This is a genomic window from Streptomyces sp. NPDC050422 (assembly GCF_044458665.1).
Taxonomy (GTDB): domain Bacteria; phylum Actinomycetota; class Actinomycetes; order Streptomycetales; family Streptomycetaceae; genus Streptomyces.
Window position 1 is genome coordinate 271512 of record NZ_JBITIE010000007.1, and the last position, 24385, is coordinate 295896.

23 protein-coding genes are annotated in these 24385 nt (G+C 70.5%); 10 read left to right on the forward strand and 13 right to left on the reverse strand.

What is annotated here, in order from left to right:
• Nucleotides 1-3: 3 nt before the first annotated feature.
• Nucleotides 4-1281, reverse strand: coding sequence for an acetyl-CoA C-acetyltransferase (locus ACIBJG_RS12950; RefSeq protein ID WP_399307527.1), 1278 nt, complete (start codon nt 1279-1281; stop codon nt 4-6).
• Between the two features lie 75 nt (nt 1282-1356).
• On the opposite strand from ACIBJG_RS12950, the gene ACIBJG_RS12955 reads away from it, so the two are divergent.
• Both ACIBJG_RS12955 and ACIBJG_RS12960 read left to right on the forward strand, forming a co-directional pair.
• On the forward strand, nt 1357-2676 hold the full coding sequence (locus ACIBJG_RS12955) for a 3-oxoacyl-ACP reductase (protein ID WP_399307528.1): 1320 nt from the start codon (nt 1357-1359) through the stop codon (nt 2674-2676).
• 5 nt (nt 2677-2681) lie between these two features.
• Nucleotides 2682-3530 carry a MaoC/PaaZ C-terminal domain-containing protein gene (locus ACIBJG_RS12960; protein ID WP_399307529.1) on the forward strand — a complete coding sequence of 283 codons (849 nt, stop codon included), beginning with the start codon at nt 2682-2684 and terminating at the stop codon, nt 3528-3530.
• Here ACIBJG_RS12960 and ACIBJG_RS12965 read toward each other — a convergent pair.
• Complete coding sequence (locus ACIBJG_RS12965; RefSeq protein ID WP_399307648.1) at nt 3475-4113, reverse strand: TetR/AcrR family transcriptional regulator; 639 nt, start codon at nt 4111-4113, stop codon at nt 3475-3477. The two genes, ACIBJG_RS12960 and ACIBJG_RS12965, sit on opposite strands and share 56 nt — an antisense overlap.
• A 240-nt stretch (nt 4114-4353) precedes the next feature.
• On the opposite strand from ACIBJG_RS12965, the gene ACIBJG_RS12970 reads away from it, so the two are divergent.
• Nucleotides 4354-5559, forward strand: a complete 1206-nt coding sequence (locus ACIBJG_RS12970; RefSeq protein ID WP_399307530.1) for an alpha/beta hydrolase family protein — start codon at nt 4354-4356, stop codon at nt 5557-5559.
• A 166-nt stretch (nt 5560-5725) separates the two neighbouring features.
• The gene (locus ACIBJG_RS12975) at nt 5726-7165 is read left to right on the forward strand and encodes a recombinase family protein (protein WP_399307531.1); all 1440 of its coding nucleotides are present in this window, start codon (nt 5726-5728) and stop codon (nt 7163-7165) included.
• A 174-nt stretch (nt 7166-7339) separates the two neighbouring features.
• Here ACIBJG_RS12975 and ACIBJG_RS12980 read toward each other — a convergent pair whose 3' ends face one another.
• The 5 genes from ACIBJG_RS12980 to ACIBJG_RS13000 form a co-directional block, all read right to left on the reverse strand.
• Nucleotides 7340-8674: a dicarboxylate/amino acid:cation symporter gene (locus ACIBJG_RS12980; RefSeq protein WP_399307532.1), complete on the reverse strand. Its 1335-nt coding sequence runs from the start codon at nt 8672-8674 to the stop codon at nt 7340-7342.
• A 432-nt stretch (nt 8675-9106) separates the two neighbouring features.
• Nucleotides 9107-9361 carry a DUF4229 domain-containing protein gene (locus ACIBJG_RS12985; RefSeq protein ID WP_399307649.1) on the reverse strand — a complete coding sequence of 85 codons (255 nt, stop codon included), beginning with the start codon at nt 9359-9361 and terminating at the stop codon, nt 9107-9109.
• Between the two features lie 156 nt (nt 9362-9517).
• Nucleotides 9518-10042, reverse strand: coding sequence for a GNAT family N-acetyltransferase (locus ACIBJG_RS12990; RefSeq protein WP_399307533.1), 525 nt, complete (start codon nt 10040-10042; stop codon nt 9518-9520).
• A 124-nt stretch (nt 10043-10166) separates the two neighbouring features.
• Complete coding sequence (gene mqnE / locus ACIBJG_RS12995; protein WP_399307650.1) at nt 10167-11330, reverse strand: aminofutalosine synthase MqnE; 1164 nt, start codon at nt 11328-11330, stop codon at nt 10167-10169.
• A 49-nt stretch (nt 11331-11379) separates the two neighbouring features.
• Nucleotides 11380-11835 (reverse strand): Lrp/AsnC family transcriptional regulator, encoded by a 456-nt coding sequence (locus ACIBJG_RS13000; protein ID WP_399307534.1) that lies wholly within the window; start codon nt 11833-11835, stop codon nt 11380-11382.
• A gap of 132 nt (nt 11836-11967) precedes the next feature.
• Here ACIBJG_RS13000 and ACIBJG_RS13005 point away from each other — a divergent pair, with 132 nt between their 5' ends.
• Entirely contained in the window at nt 11968-12102 is a 135-nt protein-coding gene (locus ACIBJG_RS13005) for a hypothetical protein (protein ID WP_399307535.1), read from the forward strand.
• Nucleotides 12103-12113: 11 nt separating this feature from the next.
• On the opposite strand, the gene ACIBJG_RS13010 is transcribed toward ACIBJG_RS13005, so the two are convergent.
• From ACIBJG_RS13010 to ACIBJG_RS13030, 5 genes are all read right to left on the reverse strand, one after another.
• Nucleotides 12114-12779 (reverse strand): UbiX family flavin prenyltransferase, encoded by a 666-nt coding sequence (locus tag ACIBJG_RS13010; RefSeq protein WP_399307651.1) that lies wholly within the window; start codon nt 12777-12779, stop codon nt 12114-12116.
• Nucleotides 12780-13023: 244 nt separating this feature from the next.
• Nucleotides 13024-13959: a menaquinone biosynthesis prenyltransferase MqnP gene (gene mqnP / locus ACIBJG_RS13015; RefSeq protein WP_399307536.1), complete on the reverse strand. Its 936-nt coding sequence runs from the start codon at nt 13957-13959 to the stop codon at nt 13024-13026.
• Nucleotides 13938-15395: a menaquinone biosynthesis decarboxylase gene (locus ACIBJG_RS13020; RefSeq protein ID WP_399307537.1), complete on the reverse strand. Its 1458-nt coding sequence runs from the start codon at nt 15393-15395 to the stop codon at nt 13938-13940. Before ACIBJG_RS13020 ends, mqnP begins: the two co-directional genes overlap by 22 nt.
• Nucleotides 15396-15547: 152 nt before the next feature.
• Nucleotides 15548-16264 carry a lytic polysaccharide monooxygenase gene (locus tag ACIBJG_RS13025; RefSeq protein WP_399307538.1) on the reverse strand — a complete coding sequence of 239 codons (717 nt, stop codon included), beginning with the start codon at nt 16262-16264 and terminating at the stop codon, nt 15548-15550.
• A gap of 274 nt (nt 16265-16538) precedes the next feature.
• Nucleotides 16539-17393: an MHYT domain-containing protein gene (locus ACIBJG_RS13030; protein WP_399307539.1), complete on the reverse strand. Its 855-nt coding sequence runs from the start codon at nt 17391-17393 to the stop codon at nt 16539-16541.
• A 345-nt stretch (nt 17394-17738) separates the two neighbouring features.
• Between ACIBJG_RS13030 and ACIBJG_RS13035 the strand changes: the two genes are divergently transcribed.
• Nucleotides 17739-18131, forward strand: coding sequence for a PLD nuclease N-terminal domain-containing protein (locus ACIBJG_RS13035; RefSeq protein WP_399307540.1), 393 nt, complete (start codon nt 17739-17741; stop codon nt 18129-18131).
• Nucleotides 18132-18178: 47 nt separating this feature from the next.
• Here the strand turns inward: ACIBJG_RS13035 and ACIBJG_RS13040 are convergent, their stop codons facing one another.
• Nucleotides 18179-18643 (reverse strand): MarR family winged helix-turn-helix transcriptional regulator, encoded by a 465-nt coding sequence (locus ACIBJG_RS13040; protein ID WP_399307541.1) that lies wholly within the window; start codon nt 18641-18643, stop codon nt 18179-18181.
• 152 nt (nt 18644-18795) lie between these two features.
• Here ACIBJG_RS13040 and ACIBJG_RS13045 point away from each other — a divergent pair, with 152 nt between their 5' ends.
• The 4 genes from ACIBJG_RS13045 (at nt 18796) to ACIBJG_RS13060 (ending at nt 24356) form a co-directional block, all read left to right on the forward strand.
• Nucleotides 18796-20103 carry an aldehyde dehydrogenase family protein gene (locus ACIBJG_RS13045; protein WP_399307542.1) on the forward strand — a complete coding sequence of 436 codons (1308 nt, stop codon included), beginning with the start codon at nt 18796-18798 and terminating at the stop codon, nt 20101-20103.
• On the forward strand, nt 20100-20558 hold the full coding sequence (locus ACIBJG_RS13050; RefSeq protein ID WP_399307543.1) for a nucleoside deaminase: 459 nt from the start codon (nt 20100-20102) through the stop codon (nt 20556-20558). The genes ACIBJG_RS13045 and ACIBJG_RS13050 overlap by 4 nt, the downstream gene beginning before the upstream one ends.
• A 119-nt stretch (nt 20559-20677) precedes the next feature.
• Nucleotides 20678-22798: a hypothetical protein gene (locus ACIBJG_RS13055; RefSeq protein WP_399307544.1), complete on the forward strand. Its 2121-nt coding sequence runs from the start codon at nt 20678-20680 to the stop codon at nt 22796-22798.
• Complete coding sequence (locus ACIBJG_RS13060; protein ID WP_399307545.1) at nt 22791-24356, forward strand: ABC transporter substrate-binding protein; 1566 nt, start codon at nt 22791-22793, stop codon at nt 24354-24356. Before ACIBJG_RS13055 ends, ACIBJG_RS13060 begins: the two co-directional genes overlap by 8 nt.
• Nucleotides 24357-24385: the final 29 nt, after the last annotated feature.

The following is a 24385-nucleotide window of genomic DNA, read 5'->3' on the forward strand; positions in this document are numbered from 1 at the left end:
CCGTCAGGCGCGTTCGAGGATCGCCGTAACCCCCTGGCCGCCCGCCGCGCAGATCGAGATCAGCCCGCGGCCCGGGGCGCCGCGCTCCGCGAGGAGCTTGGCCAGGGTCGCGACGATCCTCGCGCCCGTCGCGGCGAACGGGTGCCCGGTGGCGAGGGATGACCCCGCCACGTTGAGCCTGTCCCGGTCGACGGGCGCGAGCCCCTGCTTCTCCCAGGCGGCCAGCGTGGCCAGCACCTGGGAGGCGAAGGCCTCGTGGACCTCGAAGAGGTCGAAGTCCTCGACACCCAGCCCGGCCCGCTCCAGCATCCGCGGGACGGCGTACGCGGGCGCCATCAGCAGCCCGTCCTCGCCGCCCACGTAGTCCACCGCGGCCGTCTCGTGGAGCGAGAGGTACGCCTGCGGCTCCAGACCGTGGCGCTCGGCCCACTCCTCGCTCGCCAGCAGCACGGTCGCGGCGCCGTCCGTGAGCGGGGTGGAGTTGCCCGCGGTCATCGTCGCGTCCGGGTGGTCCGCGCCGAACACCGGTTTCAGCGTGCCGAGTTTCTCCACGGTGGAGCCCGGGCGCAGGTTCTGGTCGCGGTCCAGGCCGAGGTACGGGACGACGAGGTCGTCCAGGAAGCCCCGGTCGTACGCGGCGGCGAGCCGCTGGTGGCTGGTGGCGGCGAGGAGGTCCTGGTCCGCGCGGCCGATGTCCCACTGCCGGGCGGTGACCGCCGCGTGGTCGCCCATCGAGAGACCGGTGCGCGGTTCGGCGTTGCGCGGGATGTCCGGGACGAGGTGCCGGGGTCGTACGCCCGCAAGGGCCTTGGCCCTGCCGCCCGTCGACTTCGCGCGCCGGGCCGACAGCAGCAGCCTGCGCAGTTCGTCGTTGACGCCGAGCGGCGCGTCGCTCGTGGTGTCGGCGCCGCCCGCGATCGCGGATTCGACCGCCCCGAGCATGATCTTGTTGGCGGCGGCGATCACCGCCTGGAGGCCGGTGCCGCACGCCTGCTGGATGTCGTACGCGGGGGTGCGCGGGTCGAGTCGCGAGCCGAGCACGGTCTCCCGGGCCAGGTTGTAGTCCCGGCTGTGCTTGAGGACCGCACCCGCGGCGAACTCGCCGACCTGCTGCCCCTGGAGCCCGAACCGCTCGAGAAGACCGTCCAGCGCGGCGGTGAGCATCTGCTGGTTGGAGGCCTGCGCGTACGGCCCGTCGGAGCGCGCGAAGGGGATACGGCTGCCACCGATGACCGCGACCCTGCGGGGCTGCGGGAGTGCGAGGGGGATCAACTCGACCAACTCATCTCGACCAACTCCTGACTCTTGAGTAACCTTACTCCAGAGTAAATCTACGACCGAGCAGGAGTCTGGACAATGGCCGACCGCTATCTGCACCTCACCGGCACAGCAACCGGCCGATTCCTGACCCGGAGAATCGGCCTGCCGCAGCCCGCCCGGCTGCGCCGCTGGACCCTGGAGACCCCGTCGCTGCCCGGCCCGGTCATCCACCTCACCGCCGGGGACTCCACCGTCACGGACGAACTCACCGCCGTCCTCGCCGCATGCGGCCCGGAGGTCGTGGCCCGCGCCGACCGGCCGGCCGGAATCGTCCTGGACGCGACGGCCGTGGACACCGCCGCCGGGCTCGGAGCCGTACACGCCGCACTGCACCCCGTCGTCCGCTCGCTCACCACGGGCGGCCGCATCGTCGTCCTCGGCACGCGCCCCTCCCCGGACGACCACCACCAGGCCGCCGCCCAGCAGGCCCTCGAAGGGTTCGTACGCTCACTCGGCAAGGAGATCGGCAAGGGCGCCACGGTGCAGCTGGTGCGCATCGCACCCGGCGGGGTCGCCGGTGCCGAGTCCACCCTGCGGTTCCTGCTCTCGCCCCGGTCCGCGTACATCAGCGGCCAGGTCATCGAGGTCAACGACGCCGCCCCCGCCCCCGTCGCCGACTGGGCCGCCCCGCTCGCCGGCCGCACCGCACTGGTCACCGGCGCCGCCCGCGGCATCGGCGCCTCCGTGGCCTCGGTGCTGGCCCGGGACGGCGCCCACGTCATCTGCCTGGACATCCCGCAGGCCCAGGAGGACCTGGTCCGCACCGCCGACCGGCTCGGCGCCACCGCCCTGCCGCTGGACATCACCGCGGACGACGCGGCCGCAAGGATCTCCGCCGCCGCCCCGGACGGCCTCGACATCCTCGTCCACAACGCCGGCATCACCCGCGACCGCCGCCTCGCCAACATGCCCGCCGACCGCTGGGCCTCGGTCATCGACGTCAACCTCGACAGCGTCCTGCGCACCACCGACGCCCTGCTGAAGTCCGGCACCGTCAACCACGGCGGCCGGATCGTCGCCACCGCCTCCATCGCCGGCATCGCCGGGAACAACGGCCAGACCAACTACGCGGCCAGCAAGGCCGGCATCATCGGCCTCGTCCGCTCCCTCGCCCCGCGCGCCGCAGCCGACCACGGCGTCACGGTCAACGCGGTCGCCCCCGGCTTCATCGAGACGAAGATGACCGCCGCCGTCCCGCTCTTCATCCGCGAGGCGGGCCGCCGGATGAACTCCCTCTCGCAGGGCGGCCTCCCGGTCGACGTCGCCGAGACGACCGCCTGGTTCGCCCAGCCCGCCTCCAGCGCCGTCAACGGCCAGATCGTCCGGGTCTGCGGCCAGAGCCTGCTGGGAGCGTGACGCGGATGCCGAACCTGCTCCTCTCCCTGGTGCGCGGCGCCCTCACCTCCCCGTTCAAGAAGGCGGGCAGGCCGGGCGCCACGCTTCCGGCCGGCCGACTCCACCTGCCCGCCGCACCGGTCGCCCCCGGCCCGCTGGCCGCGTACCGCAGGATCTGCGGCTTCGCGGGGACGGGCGCCCTCCCGGTCACCTACCCACACGTCCTGGGCTTCCCGCTCGCCATGCGGCTGATGACCGCCCGCCGCTTCCCGCTGCCGGTCACCGGACTCGTCCACACCTGGATCGAGATCACCGCACACCGCACGCTTCACCCCACGGACCGACTCGAACTCACGGTGTACGCAGAGGCGTTGACGCCGCACCGGCGCGGCACCGAAGTCACCATGACCACGGAGGCGAGGCTGGCGGGAGAGCTGGTGTGGGAGTCCCGCAGCGGCTATCTGTCCCGGCACGCGACGCGCACGGGTTCGGTCCCGGCCCCCGCCGTCCCCGGACTACCGCTCCCCGCCGTCGCCGAGTGGCGGCTGCCCGCCGACCTCGGACGCCGCTACGGAGCCGCGTCGGGCGACCGCAACCCGATCCACCTGTACCCGCTGACCGCCCGGCTGTTCGGCTTCCCCCGCGCCATCGCCCACGGCATGTGGACCGTCGCCCGCTGCCTCGCCGAAGCCCCGCAACCGCACCTGATCCACTCGGTACGGGCCGACTTCAGGGCCCCCGTCCTGCTGCCCGGCACCGTCACCTACGCCTCGGAAGGCACCGCGTTCCAGCTGCGCGGCGACGGCGACCGCGTCCACCTCACCGGGACGACGGCGCGGACTGCCCCGGAGGCTGCCAGGGACGGCCGTTCATAAGGTTCTCCAGACCGGCCCAGGAGAAGTTCATCAAGGTGGCCGCCGCCTCCTTGGCCGAGACGCCCGGAGTCTCGTTCGCCCACCCGGCGAGCGACTCCGCAGCGCCCACCAACGCCTGCGCCAGACCCGCCACATCGCGGTCGGCGAGCGCCGGATCGTGGTGCACCTCGCGCGCCGCGGCCCCGATCAGACTCGTCACGAACGCAACGATCTCCTCACGCATCACGTTCACCTCACCGGCGAACGGCTCCCCGTGCGTCCGCGCCTGCCGGTACAACACCGCCCAGCCGTCCGGGTTCTCCGCGGTGTGCGTGAAGAACGCCCGCAGCCCCTCCCAGAGTTGCCGGTCGGCCGGCTGCCCCGGCTCCACCCCTGCCTGCACCGCCTCGACCAGCGCTTTCGCCTCACGCGCGATGCAGGCGGAGAAGAGTTCGTCCTTGGAATTCAGGTAGAGATAGACCAACGGCTTGGACACCCCGGCCAGCTCCGCGATCTCGTCCATCGAGGCCGCACGGAACCCGCGCTGCCCGAAGATCTGCACCGCGGCATCCATCATCTGCTGCTCACGCACCGCGCGCGGCATCCGTTTGCTCTTCACAGCACCCACGTCGACTTCCTCCCACCCCCGATGCCCTACTCCTCGGTAAGGGTACGGCGCGGCCCTCCTCGCTGCCGTACGGACGGAAGCGGACCGGCCGCGATGGCCGGTAACCGTCCACCGGTATGCACCCCTGTGGGATGACCCGTGTACGACCCTGGTCCCACCCCGGGGTCGGCCCCGGGTCCGACGATTTCGGCCTGCACCGCCGCCTAGTGTCCAGGCATGACCACGAGACTCCCCAGTCGGACGGCTGTCGCCTTCCTCTCCGCCACACTCCTGCTGGCCGCACCCGTCGCCACCGCCCAGGCCTTACCGGCACCGACACCGGCACCGTCGGCCTCAGCCACCACCACGCTCGAACTGCCCCGCCCGACCGGCCCGTACACCGTCGGCGCCGAGATCCTGCACCTCACCGACCACGAACGCACCGACCCCTGGGTGCCCGAAGCCGGGGACCGTGAGCTCATGGTGTCCGTCCACTACCCGGCCCGTGCCGCGGGCGGGAGCACCGCCGCCCCGTACATGAGCGACGAAGAGGCCCGCCTGATGCTGGCGGCACGCGGGCTGGACGGCATCGTGCCCGCCTCCGTCGTCAGCTCCACCTCCACCCACGCCCGTACGGACGCTCCCGCCGCCCGGGGCCGGTTCCCCCTCGTGCTGCTCTCCCCCGGCTTCGGCACGCCCCGCGCCACTCTGACCTCCCTCGCGGAGGACCTGGCGAGCCGCGGCTATGTCGTGGCGAGCGTCGATCACGCCTACGAGTCCACCGGAACGGCGTTCCCCGGCGGACGGGTCCTCACCTGCACGGCCTGCGACGTGGCCGAGGCGGCACCGGACGACGAGGCCGAACGGGAGGTGCTGAGGACCGTCTCCACCGGACGGGCCGCCGACCTCTCCTTCGTGCTCGACCGGCTGACCGGCGCCCGACCGGCCTGGAAGAACTCCCGCATGATCGACAGGCGCCGGGTCGCAGTGGCGGGCCACTCCATCGGCGGCAGCGCGGCCGCCTCGGCGATGCTCGCCGATCCTCGCTTCGATGCCGGGGTCAACATGGACGGCACCTTCTTCGAGCCGGTCCCCCGCTCGGGCATCGGGAACCGTCCGTTCCTGATGCTCGGCACCGACGCGGGCCACCACCCCGGCAGCCTCGATGGGTCCTGGGACAAGGGCTGGCACCACCTGGACGGCTGGAAGCGCTGGCTGACCGTCAAGGACTCGGGCCACTTCACCTTCACGGACTTCCCGGAACTCAGCGAGCAGCTCGGCCTGCCGGTGGACCCGGAGGCCCCCCTCTCCGCCGACCGGTCGACACGGATCACCCGTGGCTACGTGGCGGCCTTCCTCGACCAGCATCTGAGGGACCGGCCCCAGCCCCTGCTGAACGGCCCCACACCGGGCAACCCCGAGGTCGTCTTCCAGCAGCCCTGACGGCCCCACCACGCACAGGAGCGCCCCCGGCCACTGCGGACCGGGGGCGCTCCTGTTGTTCTCGCGGGCCGAGACGAGCACCGGGACGAGCGCCTGGCCGCCCACGTTCGTAACCGGACGGCATGTATGCACGTTGTACGGCGCGGTACGACAGTCGGAGGGATCCATGTCCAAGCCGCAACGTGTGGCCATCTACGTCCGCATCAGCAAGGACCGCAAGGGTCAGGAACTCGGCATCAAGCGCCAGGAGAGCACGTGCCGGGAGTTGTGCGCCCGCCTCGGGTGGACCGTCTACAAGGTGTACTCGGAGAACGACACATCCGCCTCCACCACCAGCAAGCGCAAGCGCCCCGCATACACGGAGATGCTGTGCGACGCCCGTGATGGGGTGGTGGACGCGATCGTCGTCTACTCCATCGACCGCCTGACTCGTCGCATCTCCGAACTGACCGGTTTCCTCGAAGATCAGAAGGAGCACGGCTTCGCGTTCGCCACGACCGAGGGCGAAGACACCAATACGGCCAACGGGCGCATGATCCTGACGATCAAGGGTGCCGTCGCTCAGCAGGAGACGGAGCGCATGTCGGAGCGTATCAATGGCTCGTTGCTTCAGCGGCGCGAGAAAGGCAAGCCACACGCAGGCGGTCCCCGCGTCTTCGGGTTCGTACCGGACTCGGGCTTTCAGGAGATCGTTCCCGAGGAGGCGGAGTTGATCGTGCGAGGCTACGACATGCTCATGAGCGTCCCGGCGAAGACGCCCGGAGACGTGGTGCGTCTCTGGAACGAGGCGGGCGCGCGATCTCCCGGCGGAACCGCCTGGTCGATCCAGAAGGTCAAGCGGGTGTACCGGTCCGAACGGATCGGCGGGATCATCACATACAAGGGGCAGGACATCGGGGACAGCATCTATCCTCACCCGCTTACTCGCACGCAGTGGCACAACGTCCAAACGGTTCTGAACGAGCGCGCAACTCCCGCCGCGCAGGGCTCCGGCAAACGCAAGCACCTGTACTCAGGCTTTCTCAGGTGCGGACACTGCCAGTCGATCATGCGTGTTCAGTGGGCAACGATCCAGGGCCGAACGTTCCGACGGACGCTGTGCCACTCGGGCCAGGTAGGGCACAACGGTGAACTGGGCTGCGGGAAGGTGAGCCGGTCGTACGCCTGGATCGAGGAACAGTTGAACGAGGTGATCGAAGCTGCCTTGGCGTCGCGCCGACCGCAGCCGCTGGAGGCACCCACGGAGGACTTGTCGGGGCCGATCGCCGTGTACGAGGAGCGGATCAGGAACCTGCGCCGTCGGTGGAAGGACGGCAACATGACAGACGAGGACTACTTCGACTCGCTCGGTCACCTTCGCACCGAATTGCAGGCCCTTCGTACCCGCGAATCGGCAACGATCGTCAGGCAGTCGCGCCGCGTGGTGGACGCCTTGGCTGTGTGGAACGACGCAGCCAAGAACCTTGACCGACGTCGGGCGATCGTTGCGCAGGTGATCGAGAAGGTCGAAGTCTTCAGCATCGGCCGAGGACGCCGGAGGCCGCCAGAACTGGATTCGATCAAGGTGACCCCGGTCGGAGATTCCGATGAGCCGGAGGCAGAGTAGTCCCTGCGACCCGATCCACGCAGGTTCCTCGCTGCGGGCGAAGCCCGCCGCGAGGGAAGCGGGCCCAGTACCTCGGACGTCGGACCCAGGAGCTCGACATGAAGCACGAAGAATCCCCCCACCAGCACGGCAGGGGGATTCTTCAGCGTTGAAACGAGGTATGACGCGCCGACGTTACGCGGCGACTGCCACCTTCTCGCGCGGCTCGGACGGCTCCTCGATCGGGGAGGCCGAGGCCGAGTTGAGCTTGTCGCGGTCGAGGATTCCCTCTCGTGCTGCCACGATCAACGGTGATACGACCTGGCCGGCCACGTTCGTCGCCGTCCTCATCATGTCCAGGATCGGGTCGATCGCCATCAGCAGGCCGACACCCTCCAGCGGGAGGCCCAGCGTCGACAGGGTGAGGGTCAGCATGACCGTGGCGCCGGTCAGACCGGCGGTGGCCGCCGAGCCGATCACCGAGACGAACGCGATGAGGACGTAGTCACCGACACCCAGCTGCACGTCGAAGATCTGCGCGATGAAGATCGCGGCGAGCGCCGGGTAGATCGCGGCGCAGCCGTCCATCTTGGTCGTCGAACCGAACGGGACCGCGAAGGAGGCGTACTCCTTCGGGACGCCGAGGCGCTCGGTGACCTTCTGGGTGACCGGCATCGTGCCGACCGAGGAGCGGGAGACGAAGGCCAGCTGGATCGCGGGCCAGGCGCCCTTGAAGAACTGGAGCGGGCTGACCTTGGCGACGGTGGCGAGCAGCAGCGGGTAGACGCCGAACATCACCAGGGCGCAGCCGATGTAGACGTCGGCGGTGAAGGTCGCGTACTTGCCGATCAGGTCCCAGCCGTAGTCGGCGATGGCGTAGCCGATGAGGCCGACGGTGCCGAGGGGGGCGAGGCGGATGACCCACCACAGGGCCTTCTGGAGGAGCTCCAGGACGGACTCGCTGAGGGTGAGGATCGGCTGGGCCTTCTCGCCGAGCTGGAGAGCGGCGATGCCGGCGACGGCGGCCATGAAGACGATCTGGAGGACGTTCAGCTCGGTGAACGGCGTGATCACGTTGTCCGGGATGATGCCGGTCAGGAAGTCGAGCCAGGAGCCGGAGTGCTCGGGGAGCTTGCCGTCCTTCGGCGTGAGGCCGGTGCCGGAGCCCGGGTTGGTGATCAGGCCGATCGCGAGGCCGATGGCGACCGAGATGAGCGACGTGATCATGAACCAGAGCAGCGTGCGGGTGGCCAGCCTGGCGGCGTTGTTGACCTTGCGCAGGTTGGTGATCGACACCAGGATCGCGAAGAAGACGAGGGGCGCGACGGCCAGCTTCAGCAGCTGGACGAAGATGTGGCCGACCTTGTCGAGCGTGGTGTAGAGCCAGCTGATGTCCTGGCTGCGGGCGAGCCAGCCGAGGAGCACGCCGAGCACGAGGCCGGCGACGATCTGGGCCCAGAACGGGACCTTGGGTATGCGGAAACCGGAGCCGGTGGGCTCATCGGTGGTGGACGCGGGGTTCGCGGACACGGACACACTCCAGATGTGACGCATCGGGACGCACGGAGGCGTAGTGCGGGGGACGGGGGTGCGGCGCCCGTGTCAGGGACGGCGCCGCTGCATGATGCCGGTATCAGACGTTGCGGCAACAGACCGCGGACATACAGCGGCAGAGATCGACATGCAGGCGCTCCACGAGCGGGATGCTCGCGGCAGGTCCGAGGCGCACAGCTGTCTTCATGTCGAACACGTTAACACTTGAACTTTGAGAACCTCAAAGGTCTTCTTTGGGCTTCTTCGGCCTTCCGGTGCGGCCGGTGGCTCGCGTTCCGGCCCAACCCCAACTCCAGGGACGCGAAAACCCCAGTACAGGAGCGTCGGGCTCCGGTGCTGGGGTTTCGGAAAGGAAGGGGGTGAGTGTGAGGAAGCTTACAAGTTCCTTACTCTGCCCTCACGCAATCACTACTGGGTGACGCTGTCCTCGCGCGTGCGGTTCGACTCGAGGCGGGCCTTGGCCCGGTCGACCGAGGACACGATCTGCTCGGACATCTCGTCGCGCTGCTTGCGCAGGAGTACGTAGCTGAGCGGCGCGGAGAGCACCAGTGCGAGCAGGACGACCCAGATGGCGTTGGCCCCTCCGGCGCCGGACGGGATGAGCCCGAAGTTGACGGCGATCGCGGCGACGACGAGGCAGCCGACGAAGATGCTGAGACGCATCGCGGTGTACCGGATCGTTGCGCTCGGCTTGGCAGCGGACACAGCTGGCCTTCTCTCTACGTGCGACAGTCCTGCCCGACCAGTGAAGCATGCCCCACAATCGATCAGTTCGGAGGGCTACGCCAATCACGCGCCGCCCCTGCCCGCCGGGTGCGCTCAGCCGAGCGGCAGCAGCATGATGACGTCGTCCCGGTCGTCGCCCTCGGCCACCCGGATCGCCGCCGGCACCCGTCCGACCTCCTTGTATCCGCAGGCACCGTAGAAGCGGTCGGCGCCCGTGCCGCCGCGGCAGGTGAGCCGGATCGCCTCGATGCCGTCGATGGAGCGCGCGGCGTCGGCGGCCGCGGCCATCAGGTCGCGGCCGTAGCCGCGGCCCTGGTGGCGGGGGTGGACCATGACGGTGTAGATCCAGAGCCAGTGCGCCATCAGCCGGTGCGTGTTGTGGGTGAGGAAGGCCGTCGCGGCGACGGCGCCCTCCTCGTCGTAGCCGACGAGGAGGCGGGTCCGGCCCTCGGTCATGGCGACGAGGTGCTTGACCAGCTCCGGTCGCACGTCCTCGGCCGTCACGGGCGGCACAAAGCCCACCGCGCCGCCCGCGTTGGACACGTCGGCCCAGAGTGCGGCTATACCGTCCCGAACGGACCGGTCCATCTGGGGATCCAGCTCAAATGTAAGCGCCATAGGTGCAGATTAACCATTACTTGCTGTCGGCTCAACCACCGTCCGGAACGCGAGAAAGCTCCGGCCGGGGACGGCGGCCGGAGCTTTCGTACTGCACTGCGCGCGCGACGGGGCGCGCGCCGGGTCAGACCCGCATCGGCTGCGGCGACTCCCGCCGCTCTGCGTCCGGGCCCGGGTACTCGCGAAGGATCTCGTACCGGGTGTTGCGCTCCACGGGCCGGAAACCGGCGTCGCGGATCAGGTCCAGCAGATCCTCACGGCCGAGCTTGTTCGGCGTGCCGTAGTTGTCCGCGTCGTGCGTGATCTTGTACTCGACGACCGAGCCGTCCATGTCGTCCGCGCCGTGCTGGAGCGCGAGCTGGGCGGTCTGCACGCCGTGCATCACCCAGAAGACCTTGACGTGCGGGACGTTGTCGAACAGCAGCCGGGAGACCGCGAAGGTCTTCAGCGCCTCGGCGCCGGTCGCCATCGTCGTCCGCGCCTGGAGCTTGTTGCGGACCTTGCCGTCCTTCATGTCGACGAAGTCGTGCTGGTAGCGCAGCGGGATGAAGACCTGGAAGCCGCCGGTCTCGTCCTGCAGTTCACGCAGCCGCAGCACGTGGTCGACGCGGTGACGGGGCTCCTCGATGTGCCCGTACAGCATCGTCGCCGGGGTCTTGAGACCCTTCTCGTGCGCGAGCCGGTGGATGCGCGACCAGTCCTCCCAGTGGGTGGCGTGGTCGACGATGTGCTGGCGGACCTCCCAGTCGAAGATCTCCGCACCGCCGCCGGTCAACGACTCCAGACCGGCCTCGATGAGCTCGTCGAGGATCTCGGAGGCGGTGAGCCCGGAGATGGTCTCGAAGTGGTGGATCTCGGTGGCGGTGAACGCCTTGAGGGAGACCTCCGGCAGCGCTTCCTTCAGCGCGCTCAGCGAACGCGGGTAGTAGCGCCACGGCAGGGTGGGGTGCAGCCCGTTGACGATGTGCAGCTCGGTGAGGCTCTCGCCCTCCATCGCCTTCGCGAGACGGACGGCCTCCTCGATGCGCATCGTGTACGCGTCCTTCTCCCCCGGCTTGCGCTGGAAGGAGCAGTACGCGCACGAAGCGGTGCACACGTTGGTCATGTTGAGGTGACGGTTGACGTTGAAGTGGACGACGTCACCGTTCTTGCGCGTGCGCACCTCATGGGCCAGACCGCCGAGCCAGGCCAGGTCGTCGGACTCGTAGAGCGCGATCCCGTCCTCGCGGGACAGCCGTTCGCCGTCCCGGACCTTCTGCTCCAGCTCGCGCTTGAGTCCCGCGTCCACTAGGGCGCCTCCCATTTCCTCTTCGTAACAGACTCAGCTCACCGTACGCCTAGCCCTCTTCGGGAAGGTCTCCGACCCGGTTCTCCCACTTGGTGGAGAGCACGATCGTGGTACGCGTACGGGAGACGCCCCTGGTGCCGCTGAGGCGGCGGATGGTCTTCTCCAGGCCATCCACGTCACCGACCCGGACCTTGAGCATGTAGGAGTCGTCGCCGGCGATGAACCAGGCGTCCTCGATCTCCGCGAGGTCCTTCAGCCTGCGGGCCACGTCCTCGTGGTCGGCGGCGTCCGAGAGCGAGATGCCGATCAGGGCCGTGACCCCGAGGCCGAGCGAGGCCGCGTCGACGGTGGCGCGGTAACCGGTGATGACGCCGGCGGTTTCCAGCCGGTTGATGCGGTCGGTGACGCTGGGCCCGGAGAGCCCGACGAGCCGCCCCAGCTCGGCGTACGAGGCCCTGCCGTTCTCCCTGAGGGCCTGAATGAGCTGCCTGTCCACCGCGTCCATGTGACTGAAACCTTCCATTGTTCAGCAGTATCGCGAGTCTACGTGTAGAATCTAAGGCATGCAGGCTTCACGGCCTGCAAATCTTTCCGAACTTCCAAAAAATGCTTTCGAATCCTCAGGAGTGAGAACACCGTGTACTCGATCGAGATGGCCTACGCCCGGATGCGCGAGCTGCAGGACCTGGCCAACCGATCGCGTGCCCATCAGCCCGCCGCGGCCCACCGGATCGACAAGGCCCGCAACCCGCGCACCCCCAAGAAGCACTGACCCCACCCGGGTCAGCCGCGAGAGCCACCACCGAGCTCTCCCTCCCAGCGGCGGTACAGCAGATGCGGCACCCCTGCCGCGTCCAGCACCCGCCCCGCGACGAAATCCACCAGATCCTGGATATGCGTCGCACCCGCGTAGAACGCCGGAGAGGCGGGCAGCACGACCGCGCCCGCCTCGTCCAGGGTCACCATGTGTTTCAGCGTCTGACCGTTCAGCGGCGTCTCGCGCACCGCGACGACCAGCCTCCGCCGCTCCTTGAGCGTCACGCTCGCGGCCCGCTGCAGCAGATCCTTCGAGAGCCCCAGCGCCACCCCGGCCACGCACGCCGTCGACGCGGGCACGATCAGCATCCCCTTCGCCGGGTACGACCCCGAGGACGGCCCCGCGGCCAGATCGCCCGCCGCCCAGTGCCGTACACCCGACACGTCCACATCGAAGGTGTGCGGTTTGCCGTCCGCCCCCCGCGCCAGCCAGCCGGACAGGTCCTCCTGCCAGTGCGCGTCGCGGAAGGCGATCCCGGTCTCGTCCAGCAGCGTCAGCCGCGAGGCGCGGCTCACCACCAGATCGACGCTCTCCCCCGCGGCCAGCAGACCGCGCAGCACGGCGGCGGCGAATGGGGTGCCCGAAGCGCCTGAAACCCCGACAATCCAAGGCTTTCGCTGCTGTTGACTCACTGAAGTCCCGGAATCCACACACCCGAGCCTATCCGGCACCCCGATCCGGCGGCGCGTCAGGAGTTCGTACCCGCAGCGGGGACCAGGGCCTTTCGTTTGGATCAGGCTGGATCAGGGAGCGGGGTCCGGTGCGTGCAGCTGCAAGGCGGAGGAGGGAGTCACTGTGGAGCATTGGCGACCGACGACAACGCCGCAGGTGTGCGCACCGGACCCCGCGAGCCCGGCATGATCCAAACGAGAGGCCCTACACCGTCAGACCGCGCACCAGCAGATCCAGCAGCGCGCACACGAACAGCGCGATCCCGATGAAGCCGTTGACCTGGAAGAACGCCCGGTTGAGCCGTGAGAGGTCGTGCGGCCGCACCACCCGGTGCTCGTACACGAAGGCCACGGCGACGATCACCATGCCGATCCAGTAGAAGAGCCCGGCCTCCGTGGCCAGACCGAACCAGACCAGCAGGCCCGTCGTCACCGCGTGGCAGACCCGCGCCCCCCACAGCGCCGCCGGGATGCCGAAGCGCGCCGGGACGGACAGCACCCCGTGGGCGCGGTCCGCCTCGACGTCCTGGGAGCCGAAGATCAGGTCGAAGCCGCCGATCCAGACGCCGACGGCAAGGCCCAGGATCACCGCGTCCCACGACCAGGTGCCCGTCACCGCCAGCCAGGCACCGACCGGCCCCATGGCCTGGGCGAGGCCCAGGATCGCGTGCGGGTAGTTCGTGAACCGCTTGCCGTACGGGTAGACGACCATCGGCACGACGGCGAGCGGCGCCAGCGCCAGACAGAGCGGGTTGAGCAGGGCCGCCGCGCCGAGGAACACCACGACGGCGACGAGCGCGCCCGTCCACGCCGACTTCACCGACACCGCACCGGTCACCAGCTCACGGCTCGCGGTGCGCGGATTACGGGCGTCGATCTCGCGGTCGATGATCCGGTTGGCGGCCATCGCGAACGTCCGCAGCCCGACCATCGCGACGGTGACCAGCAGCAGCGTCACCCACTGGATCGACCCGTCGTCGAGGAACATCGCGGTCAGGGAGGCGATGTACGCGAAGGGCAGCGCGAAGACCGAGTGCTCGATCATCACGAGCCGCAGGAACGCCCTGACCCTGCTGTTCGGTTGCGCGGGCCCGGAGCCCAGGGTCGCTTCGGCGGCGCTCACAGTCCGTATTCCTTCCATCGGCGGTCGACCTTCGCCGCCGTCTCCGGGTCGGACTCGACCATGTCAGGCCAGCCCCCGTCCCGGGTGTAGCCCTCCTCGGGCCATTTCTTCGTCGCGTCGATGCCCGCCTTGCCGCCCCAGAACTGCTGGTAGGAGGCATGGTCGAGGTGGTCGACCGGCCCCTCGGCGACGGTGAGGTCACGCGCGTAGTCGGTGTTGCCGAGCGCCCGCCAGGACACCTCGTGCAGATCGTGGACATCGCAGTCGGAGTCCACGACGACGATCAGCTTCGTCAGCGACATCATGTGCGCGCCCCAGATGGCGCTCATCACCTTCTGGGCGTGCTTCGGGTACTTCTTGTCGATCGAGACGATCGCGCAGTTGTGGAAACCACCGGACTCGGGCAGGTGGTAGTCCACGATGTCCGGCACGATGATCTTGAGCAGCGGCAGGAAGAACCGCTCGGTGGCCCGCCCCAGCGGGCCGTCCTCGGTCGGCGGCCGGCCGACGACGATGGACTGGAGCAGCGGCCGCTTGCGCATGGTCACGCAGTCGATGGTCAGCGCGGGGAACGGTTCCTGCGGCGTGTAGAAGCCGGTGTGGTCGCCGAACGGCCCCTCGGGGAGCATCTGACCGGGCTCCAGCCAGCCCTCGATGACGACCTCGGCGTGGGCCGGGACCTGGAGCGGGACGGTCTTGCAGTCGACCATCTCGATGCGCTTGCCCTGGATGAACCCGGCGAAGAGGTACTCGTCGATGTCCCCGGGCAGCGGCGCGGTGGAGGCGTACGTGACCGCGGGCGGCGCGCCGAAGGCGATGGCGACGGGCAGCCGCTCACCGCGCTTGGCGGCGACCTGGTAGTGGTTGCGGCTGTCCTTGTGGATCTGCCAGTGCATCCCGATGGTGCGGCGGTCGTGGCGCTGGAGGCGGTAGAGCCCCAGGTTCCGTACGCCGGTCTCGGGGTGCTTGGTGTGGGTGAGCCCCAGGTTGAAGAAGGAGCCGCCGTCCTTCGGCCAGGTGAACAGCGCGGGCAGCTGGTCGAGGTCCACGTCGTCGCCGGTGAGGACGACCTCCTGGACGGGGGCGTTCTCCGACTTCACCTTCTTCGGCGGTACGTGCACCATCGTGCCGAGCTTGCCGAAGGCCTCTCGTACGCCGACGAAGCCGTGCGGCAGCTCGGGCTTGAGGAGTCCGCCGATCTTGTCGCTGATGTCGGCGTAGGACTTCAGCCCGAGTGCCTTGAGGAGGCGCTTGTCGGTCCCGAAGACGTTCATGGCCAGGGGCATCGAGGACCCCTTGACGTTCTCGAAGAGCAGCGCGGGCCCGCCGGCCTTGTTCACCCGGTCGACGATCTCACCGACCTCCAGGTAGGGGTCGACCTCGGCCTTGATGCGCTTGAGCTCGCCCTCGCGCTCCAGAGCCCGGAGGAGGGAACGAAGATCGTCGTAAGCCATGCCGTCCAGTCTGACATCCCCCCTGGTGTCGGCCGCCGGGGCTCCCCCGGGTCGGCCGCGCCTCTCCGCGGGATGCGGGAGCGGCGTCCCGCATCCCGCGTCCCGCATCCCGCGGTGAGGCGGCCCGGTGGGGCCGGGCCGGTGTGACGGCGTCAGCAGGTGCCGAGGTCCTCCCAGACGCCCCACTCTCCGGTGCTGCCGGGCTGCTCGCCCTGCGTCCACCACTTGGCGCGCCAGGTGTGGCCGCCCTGGGAGGCGGTGTCGCCGCCGTTGTAGATCCGGCCGGCGTCCCAGGCCGACGTGGCGCAGTCGCCGGGGTCGCCTGGGTCGCCTGGGTCGCCCGGGTCGGTGCCGCCGCCGATCCGCACGTCGACGCAGGCGTAGAACGCGTTGGCCGTGTCGGAGATGTTCCAGACGGCGAGGACCTTCTGCCGGCCGGTGAGGGAGCCGAAGTCCACCCGGTGGGTCACCGTGGCCCCGGGCTGGGCGCCGCCGTCGTCGAACTGCGCCACCTCGGTGCCGCCGACGAAGTACTGCCAGCTGCTGGTGGCGTGCCGGGCGGTCAGGTGCCAGGAGAAGTCGGCAGAGCTGCCGACCGGTGTGACCTGCCAGTTCTTGCTGTCGTCGTCGAGCTCGGCGTAGTCCGCGTGGCCGCCGCTGCAGCTCGTCAGGCCCTTGGGGCCCTCGACGCTCTGGGGTTCGTACTTGATCTGGCCGCAGTCGACGACGCCCGCGGCGCACTGGGCCTGACGGCTGGGCGGTGAGGAAACGTATCCGTGCGCACTGGCGGTGGTGGCGGGGAGGGCCACCGCGATCAGGGGGGCGACGCCCGCACCGATCACGAGGGCCAGCCTTCGCTTGGCGTTCATGCCAACTCCTTCGCTGAAGGGGCTGCCGACGACAACGGCAGCATCAGGACGCGCTCGCACCGACGCGATCCCGCGGCATGACGAGTACCTGTCACGGGGACGCGTGAGTGCGGCCGGTGGCGAGGGGGCGCCGCCCCGCATTCCCTTCGCGCGCCGATGACCGCCCACCGGCGACCGCGGCTCACCTTTAGGTCTAGACCATACTCAGGGCCGGGCGCCCGTCAAGAGACCGCACCGCCCGGCACCACATCGCCGGAACGAAGGTGATACGCCGTCAACGCCGGTGCTGCACAGGGGTGTTGACAGCCTCCGGTCGCGGGGCGTACAGCCCTGCGGCGGGCCCGGTCCCCCTGCGTACCGCGTCCGTGCCGGGCGCGGAGCGCTGCTCGTCCCCGAGGACCAGGTCGGGATCGAACATGACGATGGTCGCCGCGACGACGAGCATGATCACCGGTCCGGCGATCATGGCGAGCAGGAAGGAGAGCTGGTCGATCGAGGACTGCGCGGACGTGGCGCCCGTGTGGCCGGCATGGACGCTCACGGCGGCCATGCCGGTGTAGTGCATGCCGGTCACGGCGACGCCCATGATGAGGCTGGCCCCGAGGCTCGACCACAGGTTGCGGACGGTGACCGCCGCCCACAGGGCCGCCGTGGCGGCGGCCACGGCGATCAGCACGGACAGGGCCACGGTCACCGTGTCGTAGCGCATGCGGCCGTCCACCCGCATGGCGGCCATGCCGATGTAGTGCATGGCCGCGACCCCCAGCCCCATGAGCACTCCGGCCGCGGCCAGGACCTTCGCCCCCGATCCCAGGTGGCCGACGAGGAAGACACCCACGGCGGTGACGACGATGGCGACGACGAGGCTCAGCAGCGTCAGCCGGGTGTCGTACGCGATGCCCGAACCGACGGCACGGAAGCCCATCATCGCGATGAAGTGCATCGTCCAGATGCCGCAGCCGAGGGACACCGCGGCCAGGGAGAGCCAGCCGTTCTTCTTGCCGCGAGGCCCTCCGCGCATGGATCGCACGGTGCAGCGCAGACCCAGCGCAGAGCCCAGACAGGCCATCAGATAGGCGGCGACGGGCGTCACCGCGCCGTAGTGGAAGTCGGTCACCGTGGCAGCCACGACGCGATCCCCTTCTTGTGGTTCCGTCGGGCTCGGGCACCCGGTGCGGGAACGGCGAGGCGGAGCGGATCACAGAGCGCGAACCGCGCCGCCCAATCAATCACATGGGCACCGATATCCAGAACTTCGGGTCATATGTTGATTGTCACCACACAGGAACTATGTGGCTTTCACCGAGAAGAAGAGGAATCGGCGGAACCCCCGCACTGACGCCGCGCGGTCATCGCCGGCCGGGCCCGCCCTCGAACCGGCCTCCGGAGGAGGTAAGTGACACCCGCTACTCTGGGCGCGTCACCGGGGCGGGGCATTTGCCCCGCCAACTCTCCTCGGGGGGACCTTTCCACCATGCTCCGGGCTCTGATCTATCTCCTGCCTCTGGCGCTGACGATCTACGCGTTCATCGACTGCCTGAACACCCCGGAGGACGAGGCCAAGCACCTGCCGAAGGTCGCCTGGGTCTTCATCATTCTGCTGTTCTGGATCGTCGGCCCGATCGTGTGGCTGGCCGCGGGCAAGGTGCGCCACGCGCCCGCCGGAGGCCGTACGCCGTCCGAATGGCACCGCGGCCACCGTCAGCAGTGGGTGGCGCCCGACGACAATCCCGACTTCCTGAAGTCGCTGAAGGACGAGAACGAGAAGGACGAGGCGGTCCTCAAGGACTGGGAGGCGGACCTGCGCCGCCGCGAGGACGAGCTCAAGCGGCGGGAGGGCGGGCCGGAGGCCCCGCCCGCCTCCTGACCTCCCTGGCCTCCCTGGCCTCCCTAACCCTCCCGGCCGGCACCGGATCACGCGTACAACTGCTGCCCCAGCTTGTTGAGCAGGGGCAGCAGTGCTGTGCGCTCCTCCGGGGTGAGCGCTTCGAGTGCGCCGTGCACGGCGCGCATCTCGGCGCGGATGGTGTGGGCGAGCTCCGTGCCCTCGGGGGTGCGGCTCGCGACCTTGGAGCGGCGGTCGTCGGGGGACGGGGTGCGGCGGACCAGGCCGGCGGTCTCCATGCGGCCGACGAGACCGGTGGCGTTGGACGCGTCGCACACCAGGTGGGCGGCGAGCGCGCTCATCGGCATGGGCTCGTTGAGCGCGATCAGCGCGCGGGCCTGCGAGGTCGACAGGCCATGACGGGCGGCGACGGCGGTGAGGTCGTCGTGGTGGCCGCGGACCACGAGGGCCAGGGGCTCCAGGAGGTCCTCCGGGGTCGGCACGGGTCGATCGTCCGGAGCAGTGGCGGCGCGGGGCGTCGGTTCGGTGGTCATGGTCGGCCATTCTTCGATCGGCATGCGCCGACATTTATTTGACATGCTCAACTTCTGGCAGTTACATGAACTGTATTGCTTGAGCATATCAAGTTCTGTGCCGGCCCCGCCGGCCGTTCAGCCGCATTCCGCTCACCGCAGGGAGTACCCCCATGCCCTCCGTTCCCGAGACCGTCGACCACCTCCGCGCCACCTTCCGTACCGGCCGCACCAAGAGCCTCGACTGGCGCACGGGACAGCTCCGGCAGCTTCGCGCGCTGCTCACCGAGCGCGGTGACGAGCTCGCCGCCGCGCTCGCCGCCGACCTCGGCAAGAGCCGCAAGGAGGCGTACCGCACCGAGATCGACTTCACGATCCGCGAGATCGACCACACCCTGGAACACCTGGCCGACTGGCTGCGGCCCGAGCCGGCCCCCGTGCCGGCCTCACTGGGCGGGGCGAAGGCGCACACCGTGCAGGACCCGCTCGGCGTCGTCCTGGTCATCGCGCCCTGGAACTACCCGGCGCAGCTCCTGCTCGCCCCGCTCGTCGGCGCGCTGGCCGGGGGCAACGCGGTCGTGGTCAAGCCCAGCGAGATGGCGCCCGCGACGTCCGCCGCCGTCGCGCGGCTGCTGCCGCGCTATCTGGACACGGACGCGGTCGCCGTCGTGGAGGGCGCGGTCCCCGAGACCACCGCTCTGCTCGCCGAGCGCTTCGACCACATCTTCTACACCGGCAACGGCACGGTGGGCCGGATCGTGATGGCCGCCGCGGCGAAGCACCTCACGCCCGTGACGCTCGAACTGGGCGGCAAGTCACCGGTCTTCGTGGACCGGGACACGGACCTGAAGGCGGTCGCGGGCCGGCTGGCGGCAGGCAAGTTCCTGAACGCGGGCCAGACCTGCGTCGCCCCCGACTACGTGCTGACCGACCCGGAGACCGGCGCCGCCCTCGCGGACGCACTCGCTACCGCCGTCGAGGGGCTGTACGGGGCTGACGCCTCGACGCACCCGGAGTACGGGCGGATCGTCAACCACCGCCACTTCGACCGCCTGACGGCCCTGCTGGACTCCGGTCGCACGGTGACCGGCGGGACGTACGACCGGGACAGCAAGTACATCGCCCCGACCGTGCTGGCCGACGTGGCGCCGGACGCACCCGTGATGCGGGAGGAGATCTTCGGCCCGGTGCTGCCCATCGTCACGGTCGGCGGCCTGGACGAGGCGATCGCGTTCATCAACGACCGCGACAAGCCGCTGGCGCTGTACGCGTTCACCGATTCGGACGCCGTACGTGAGCGGCTGATCGCCGAGACGTCGTCGGGCGCGGTCGGGATCGGGCTGCCGCTGGCCCATCTCACGGTGTCGGACCTGCCGTTCGGCGGGGTCGGCGAGAGCGGGATGGGGAACTACCACGGCCGGTACTCGCTGGAGACGTTCAGTCACCGCAAGGCGGTCCTGGACACCCCGATGCCCTCATGAGCAGCCCGGCCGGGCGGGACGCGGCGTGGCTGGCGACCGCTCTCGACGAGGCGCGCACCGGCCTCGCCGAGGGCGGCGTCCCGATCGGGGCCGCGCTGTACGGGGCGGACGGCACGCTGCTCGGACGTGGCCGCAACCGCCGGGTGCAGGACGGCGATCCGTCGACGCACGCCGAGACGGCCGCCTTCCGGGCCGCAGGCCGGCAGCGCTCGTACCGGGGCACGACGATGGTGACGACGCTGTCCCCGTGCTGGTACTGCTCCGGCCTGGTGCGGCAGTTCGGGATCTCCCGGGTGGTGATCGGCGAGGCCGAGACCTTCCACGGCGGGCACGACTGGCTGGCCCGGCACGGGGTGGAGATCGTGCTGCTCGACGACGCGGCCTGCGTGGAACTCATGCGCGGCTTCGTACGGGAGCACCCCGCCCTGTGGAACGAGGACATCGGCGACGACTGAGCTGCGCACCCCCGCCCCGTGCCGATCGTTCGAAAATCTTCACCCTCCTCCAACAACCGGCCGATATCCTGGTGTTGACGGTGTGACAGTTCGGGGCGGGCGTCGGCACTGGGGGTGCTGTGGAGCGAGAGCTGTACGGGCGCGAGGCAATATTCGGGGACGACGGACTTGCAGCGCGCCTGACCGGCCTCACTCCACACGGTGCGCGGCGGGTCGATTGCGAGCACGGCGACGACCCGCCTGTCGCGGTGCTGACCGGTGGCCGCGGCATGGGCAAGACGGCCGTGCTCAAGCAACTGCGCAGCCTGTACCGCGAGATCACCCCGGTCGCCTTGGTGGACTGCGCGGCCGTGCTGCCGCCCGCGGACCCGGGGCCCGGCTGGACACCGGTGACGGGGGTACTGCCGGAGCTCGCCACCCAGCTCACGGCGCGGGTGCACGCGGCCCGGCCGGTGCAGTTCCCCCGCCTGAGCCTGGGGCTGGTGGCCGTGGCCTCGGTGTCCTGGCGGCGGGAGGACGAGTCGCGGGCCCAGCGCGATCTGCAGTCGCTCGGGCCGGTACTGGCGACCCTCGACGCCCGGGGCGACACCGCGACGGGCTGGGTCACCAAGGTGCTGACGAAGCTCGCGGCCGGGGCGTTCGACTCGATGGCCCCGATGGCCGGCCTGGTCGCCGAGGCGACCGTGGAGACGGTGCTGGAGGAGACGTTCAGCCGGTTCCAGCGGCGTTCTGCGGACTGGTACGGAACGTATCCGCACGCGGGCGGCAACGGCCGCATCGGCCTGCGACAGCTCGCTGTCGACTTCGAGCGCGGCGGTGATCTGCGCCGCCGCGCCGAGGACCATCTGGTGCTGGCCCTGGTCGCGGACCTGGTGCAGGCCTATCGCGGGATGGCGCGCGGCGCCCGGCGCGGCCGCCCGGTCCTGCTCCTCGACAACGCCCACACCGCCCTGGGCCGGCAGCTCGTCGAACCGCTGCTGCGGCAGCGCGCGGGCGGGACGCGGGACCGGATCGTGGTGTTCGCGTCCTCCCGCATCCACGACCACGCGGGGCTGAGCCACGCGGTGCGCCGGCGGCTGCCCGAGGTGGCGCACGCCTCGCACTGGGTGCGGGGCACCGAGGTGACCTCCGGCATCCTGGCGGTCGGCCTCACCCCCCTGGACGCCGGCCACGTGCGCTCGGCGCTCGACCGGCACGACCCGCACGGCCGCACCCCCGCCGGGCTTGCGCGCGGGGTGCACCGACTGACCGGAGGCCGGCCGCTCGGGGTGGCCCTGCTCGCGCAGGCGGCGGGCGAGGCGCCGGACCCGGGCACCCTGGTGCCGGGGTCGCTGCTGGAGCGCACGGTGGAGCTGCGGGAGGACCGGCCGCCGGTCCGGGTGGCCGACGAGCTGCTGGAGCGCCTGCTGCCCGGGCAGCGCCCGGACGTGCTGAGCGTGCTGGCCGCCGCGCACGGCGAGGAGTCGGCCCGGCTGCTGGCCACCACCCGGCTGCGCGGGGAGTCGCTGGACGGCGATGTGGCGCTGCGGGTGCGGGACGCGCTGCGGGCGGAGGACTGGCCCGTGGGGCCGGAGCACTTCGTCGCCGATCCGCTGCTGCGGTCGCTGCTGCTGCACCGGCTGCGCTTCCAGGACGACGACCCGCCGTACTACGCGGTGTGGCGCGCGGTGCACGAGACGCTGCGCTCCGCGTACGCCGCCGGGGGCAGGTTCCCGAGCGAACAGCACCGGCTGCACCAGGAGCTGGTGCTGGGCGCGGCGGAGGACTGCGTGACGCATCTGCGGGTGCGGTTCGCCCGGCCCGACGTGCTGAGCTGGCTCGACGCGCTGCGGTTCATCGCCTCGGCCCCGTGCCCCCGGGCGCCGGGCAGCACCGGCCCCGATCCGCGGCGGGCCGTCGCGCTGGGGCGGGAGGCCGCCTCGGACGAGGAACGGGCGGCACTGGCCGGGCTCGACGAGCGGGCCGCCGAACTCCAGTTGCAGCTGCGGCGATTGCTCCACGCCGTCTGGCTGCTGTCCGATCCGCTGGCCCTGCCCGACGAAGAGGTGATCGACAAGATGGCGCACGAGCTGCGGCAGTTGTCCGGCAGGCATCCGACGGGGCACGCGGTGCTCTGGGACGCGGCGGCGCACTGGCCGCGCGACCTGCGGGACTGGCGGGCGCTGTCCATGCCGCCGGGCGCGCCCGCGCCGGCCCGGGTCGCCCCGCACGGCCCGGGGGACGGTGGTCCGGATGCGTAACCCGCTGCGGTACCGGCTGTGGTGGACCACCCGGCAGAAGGTCGTCACCTCGGTCGTGGTGGGCGCCCTGCTGGTGACGACCGGCTGGTACGGGGTGGACCGCCTGACCGCTCCCGAGGACCGTTCCTGCGCTGCCGGCGTCGCCCGTCCGCAGGGCAGCGACGAGTGCGTCGGCGTGTCCGGCGACGGCTACGACTTCGGGCAGTCGCAGCTGACGTCGGTCGCCGCGGCGATCGGCCGGGAGAACAGCTCGCTGAAGGCGGGCCGGTACGCGACCGTCGCGCTGCTCCTCCCGCTGACCTCGACCGACGCGTCGATGCGGACGAAGGTGCTGCACGAGCTCCAGGGGGCGTTCGCCGCCCAGTACCGGTCCAACCACCACGCGAACGGGCAGGTCCCGCAGATCCGGATGGTCCTCGCCAACACCGGGAGCAACAGCCTGCAGTGGCGCCCGGTGGTGGACCGGCTGCTGACGATGACGGGGGCCCCGCACCGGCTGCGCGCGGTGTCGGGGGTCGCGATCAGCAGCACGCAGGCCAAGGAGGCCGTGAAGGAGCTGACCGGGGCCGGGATCCCGGTCGTGGGCTCCACGATCACGGCCGACGACATCGCCAACGGCCCCTCCGGCGACCCGTTCCCCGGCCTCGCCCGGGTGTCACCCACCAACCGGGACGAGGCCCGCGCCCTCGCCTCGTTCGGTGAGGTGAAGGCGGACAAGGCGCTGCTCGTGCAGGACACCCGCGGCGGCGACCACTACACCGACACCCTGAAGTCGGCTTTCAGCACGCTGCTGAAGGGCTCGAAGTACGAGCCGGAGCTGTTCACCTCACGCAAGGACCCGTACGACGAGGGCACCACGGCCAACACGTTCGAGCAGATCACCCACCTCATCTGCGACACGGACGCGGACACGGTGTTCTTCGCCGGGCGTCACGTCCAACTGCGACAGTTCGTCAACGCGCTGGGCGCCCGCGGCTGTCAGAGCCGGCACTTCACGGTGCTCACCGGCGACGAGGGCTCGTACCTGGGGGACGACAAGAAGCTCGACCGGAACGCGCTGCGGCGCAAGGTGACGGTCCGCTACGCCTCGCTGGCGCATCCGGACGCCTGGCCCGCGGTTGCCGCGGGGAAGAAGAAGCCGACCGGCGGATCGGCGGAGGACTACCGGGCGTTCACCGATCTGCTGGCCGAAGTGGGGAAGAAGCCGGCCGGCCCGATCGGGCCGACCGCGCACGACGACCTGACCGACGGACAGGTGATCATCGCCCATGACGCGATGACGCTGGCGGTGGCGGGGATCCGGCGGGCGACCACCGGCGGAAAGCAGCTGCCCGGCCTGGAGGACGTGGGCGGCCAGTGGCCCCGGGTGAAGGGTTCCCTGCGGGTGCGGGGGGCCAGCGGCTGGATCTGCCTGGACAACCACGGCAACCCGTACAACAAGGCCGTACCGGTGGTGGAGCTGGCTCCGGACCCGCCGCACCAGCGGTTCTCGGCGCTGGCCTGGCCGGAGGGGGCGCCGCCGAAGGAACAGTGCCTGCCACCGTCGTCGGCGCCCTGACCCGGAACGCGGAGAACGGCTGCCCGCCC

What these genes read in the sequence shown, in the direction of transcription:
- ACIBJG_RS12955 (WP_399307528.1), top strand. Translation starts at nt 1,357, where the DNA reads ATGGCCGACCGCTATCTGCACCTCACCGGCACAGCAACCGGCCGATTC.
- ACIBJG_RS12960 (WP_399307529.1), top strand. Translation starts at nt 2,682, where the DNA reads ATGCCGAACCTGCTCCTCTCCCTGGTGCGCGGCGCCCTCACCTCCCCG.
- ACIBJG_RS12965 (WP_399307648.1), bottom strand. Translation starts at nt 4,113, where the DNA reads ATGCCGCGCGCGGTGCGTGAGCAGCAGATGATGGATGCCGCGGTGCAG.
- ACIBJG_RS12970 (WP_399307530.1), top strand. Translation starts at nt 4,354, where the DNA reads ATGACCACGAGACTCCCCAGTCGGACGGCTGTCGCCTTCCTCTCCGCC.
- ACIBJG_RS12975 (WP_399307531.1), top strand. Translation starts at nt 5,726, where the DNA reads ATGTCCAAGCCGCAACGTGTGGCCATCTACGTCCGCATCAGCAAGGAC.
- ACIBJG_RS12985 (WP_399307649.1), bottom strand. Translation starts at nt 9,361, where the DNA reads ATGCGTCTCAGCATCTTCGTCGGCTGCCTCGTCGTCGCCGCGATCGCC.
- ACIBJG_RS12990 (WP_399307533.1), bottom strand. Translation starts at nt 10,042, where the DNA reads ATGGCGCTTACATTTGAGCTGGATCCCCAGATGGACCGGTCCGTTCGG.
- ACIBJG_RS13000 (WP_399307534.1), bottom strand. Translation starts at nt 11,835, where the DNA reads ATGGACGCGGTGGACAGGCAGCTCATTCAGGCCCTCAGGGAGAACGGC.
- mqnP (WP_399307536.1), bottom strand. Translation starts at nt 13,959, where the DNA reads ATGGAAGGAATACGGACTGTGAGCGCCGCCGAAGCGACCCTGGGCTCC.
- ACIBJG_RS13020 (WP_399307537.1), bottom strand. Translation starts at nt 15,395, where the DNA reads ATGGCTTACGACGATCTTCGTTCCCTCCTCCGGGCTCTGGAGCGCGAG.
- ACIBJG_RS13025 (WP_399307538.1), bottom strand. Translation starts at nt 16,264, where the DNA reads ATGAACGCCAAGCGAAGGCTGGCCCTCGTGATCGGTGCGGGCGTCGCC.
- ACIBJG_RS13035 (WP_399307540.1), top strand. Translation starts at nt 17,739, where the DNA reads ATGCTCCGGGCTCTGATCTATCTCCTGCCTCTGGCGCTGACGATCTAC.
- ACIBJG_RS13040 (WP_399307541.1), bottom strand. Translation starts at nt 18,643, where the DNA reads ATGACCACCGAACCGACGCCCCGCGCCGCCACTGCTCCGGACGATCGA.
- ACIBJG_RS13045 (WP_399307542.1), top strand. Translation starts at nt 18,796, where the DNA reads ATGCCCTCCGTTCCCGAGACCGTCGACCACCTCCGCGCCACCTTCCGT.
- ACIBJG_RS13050 (WP_399307543.1), top strand. Translation starts at nt 20,100, where the DNA reads ATGAGCAGCCCGGCCGGGCGGGACGCGGCGTGGCTGGCGACCGCTCTC.
- ACIBJG_RS13060 (WP_399307545.1), top strand. Translation starts at nt 22,791, where the DNA reads ATGCGTAACCCGCTGCGGTACCGGCTGTGGTGGACCACCCGGCAGAAG.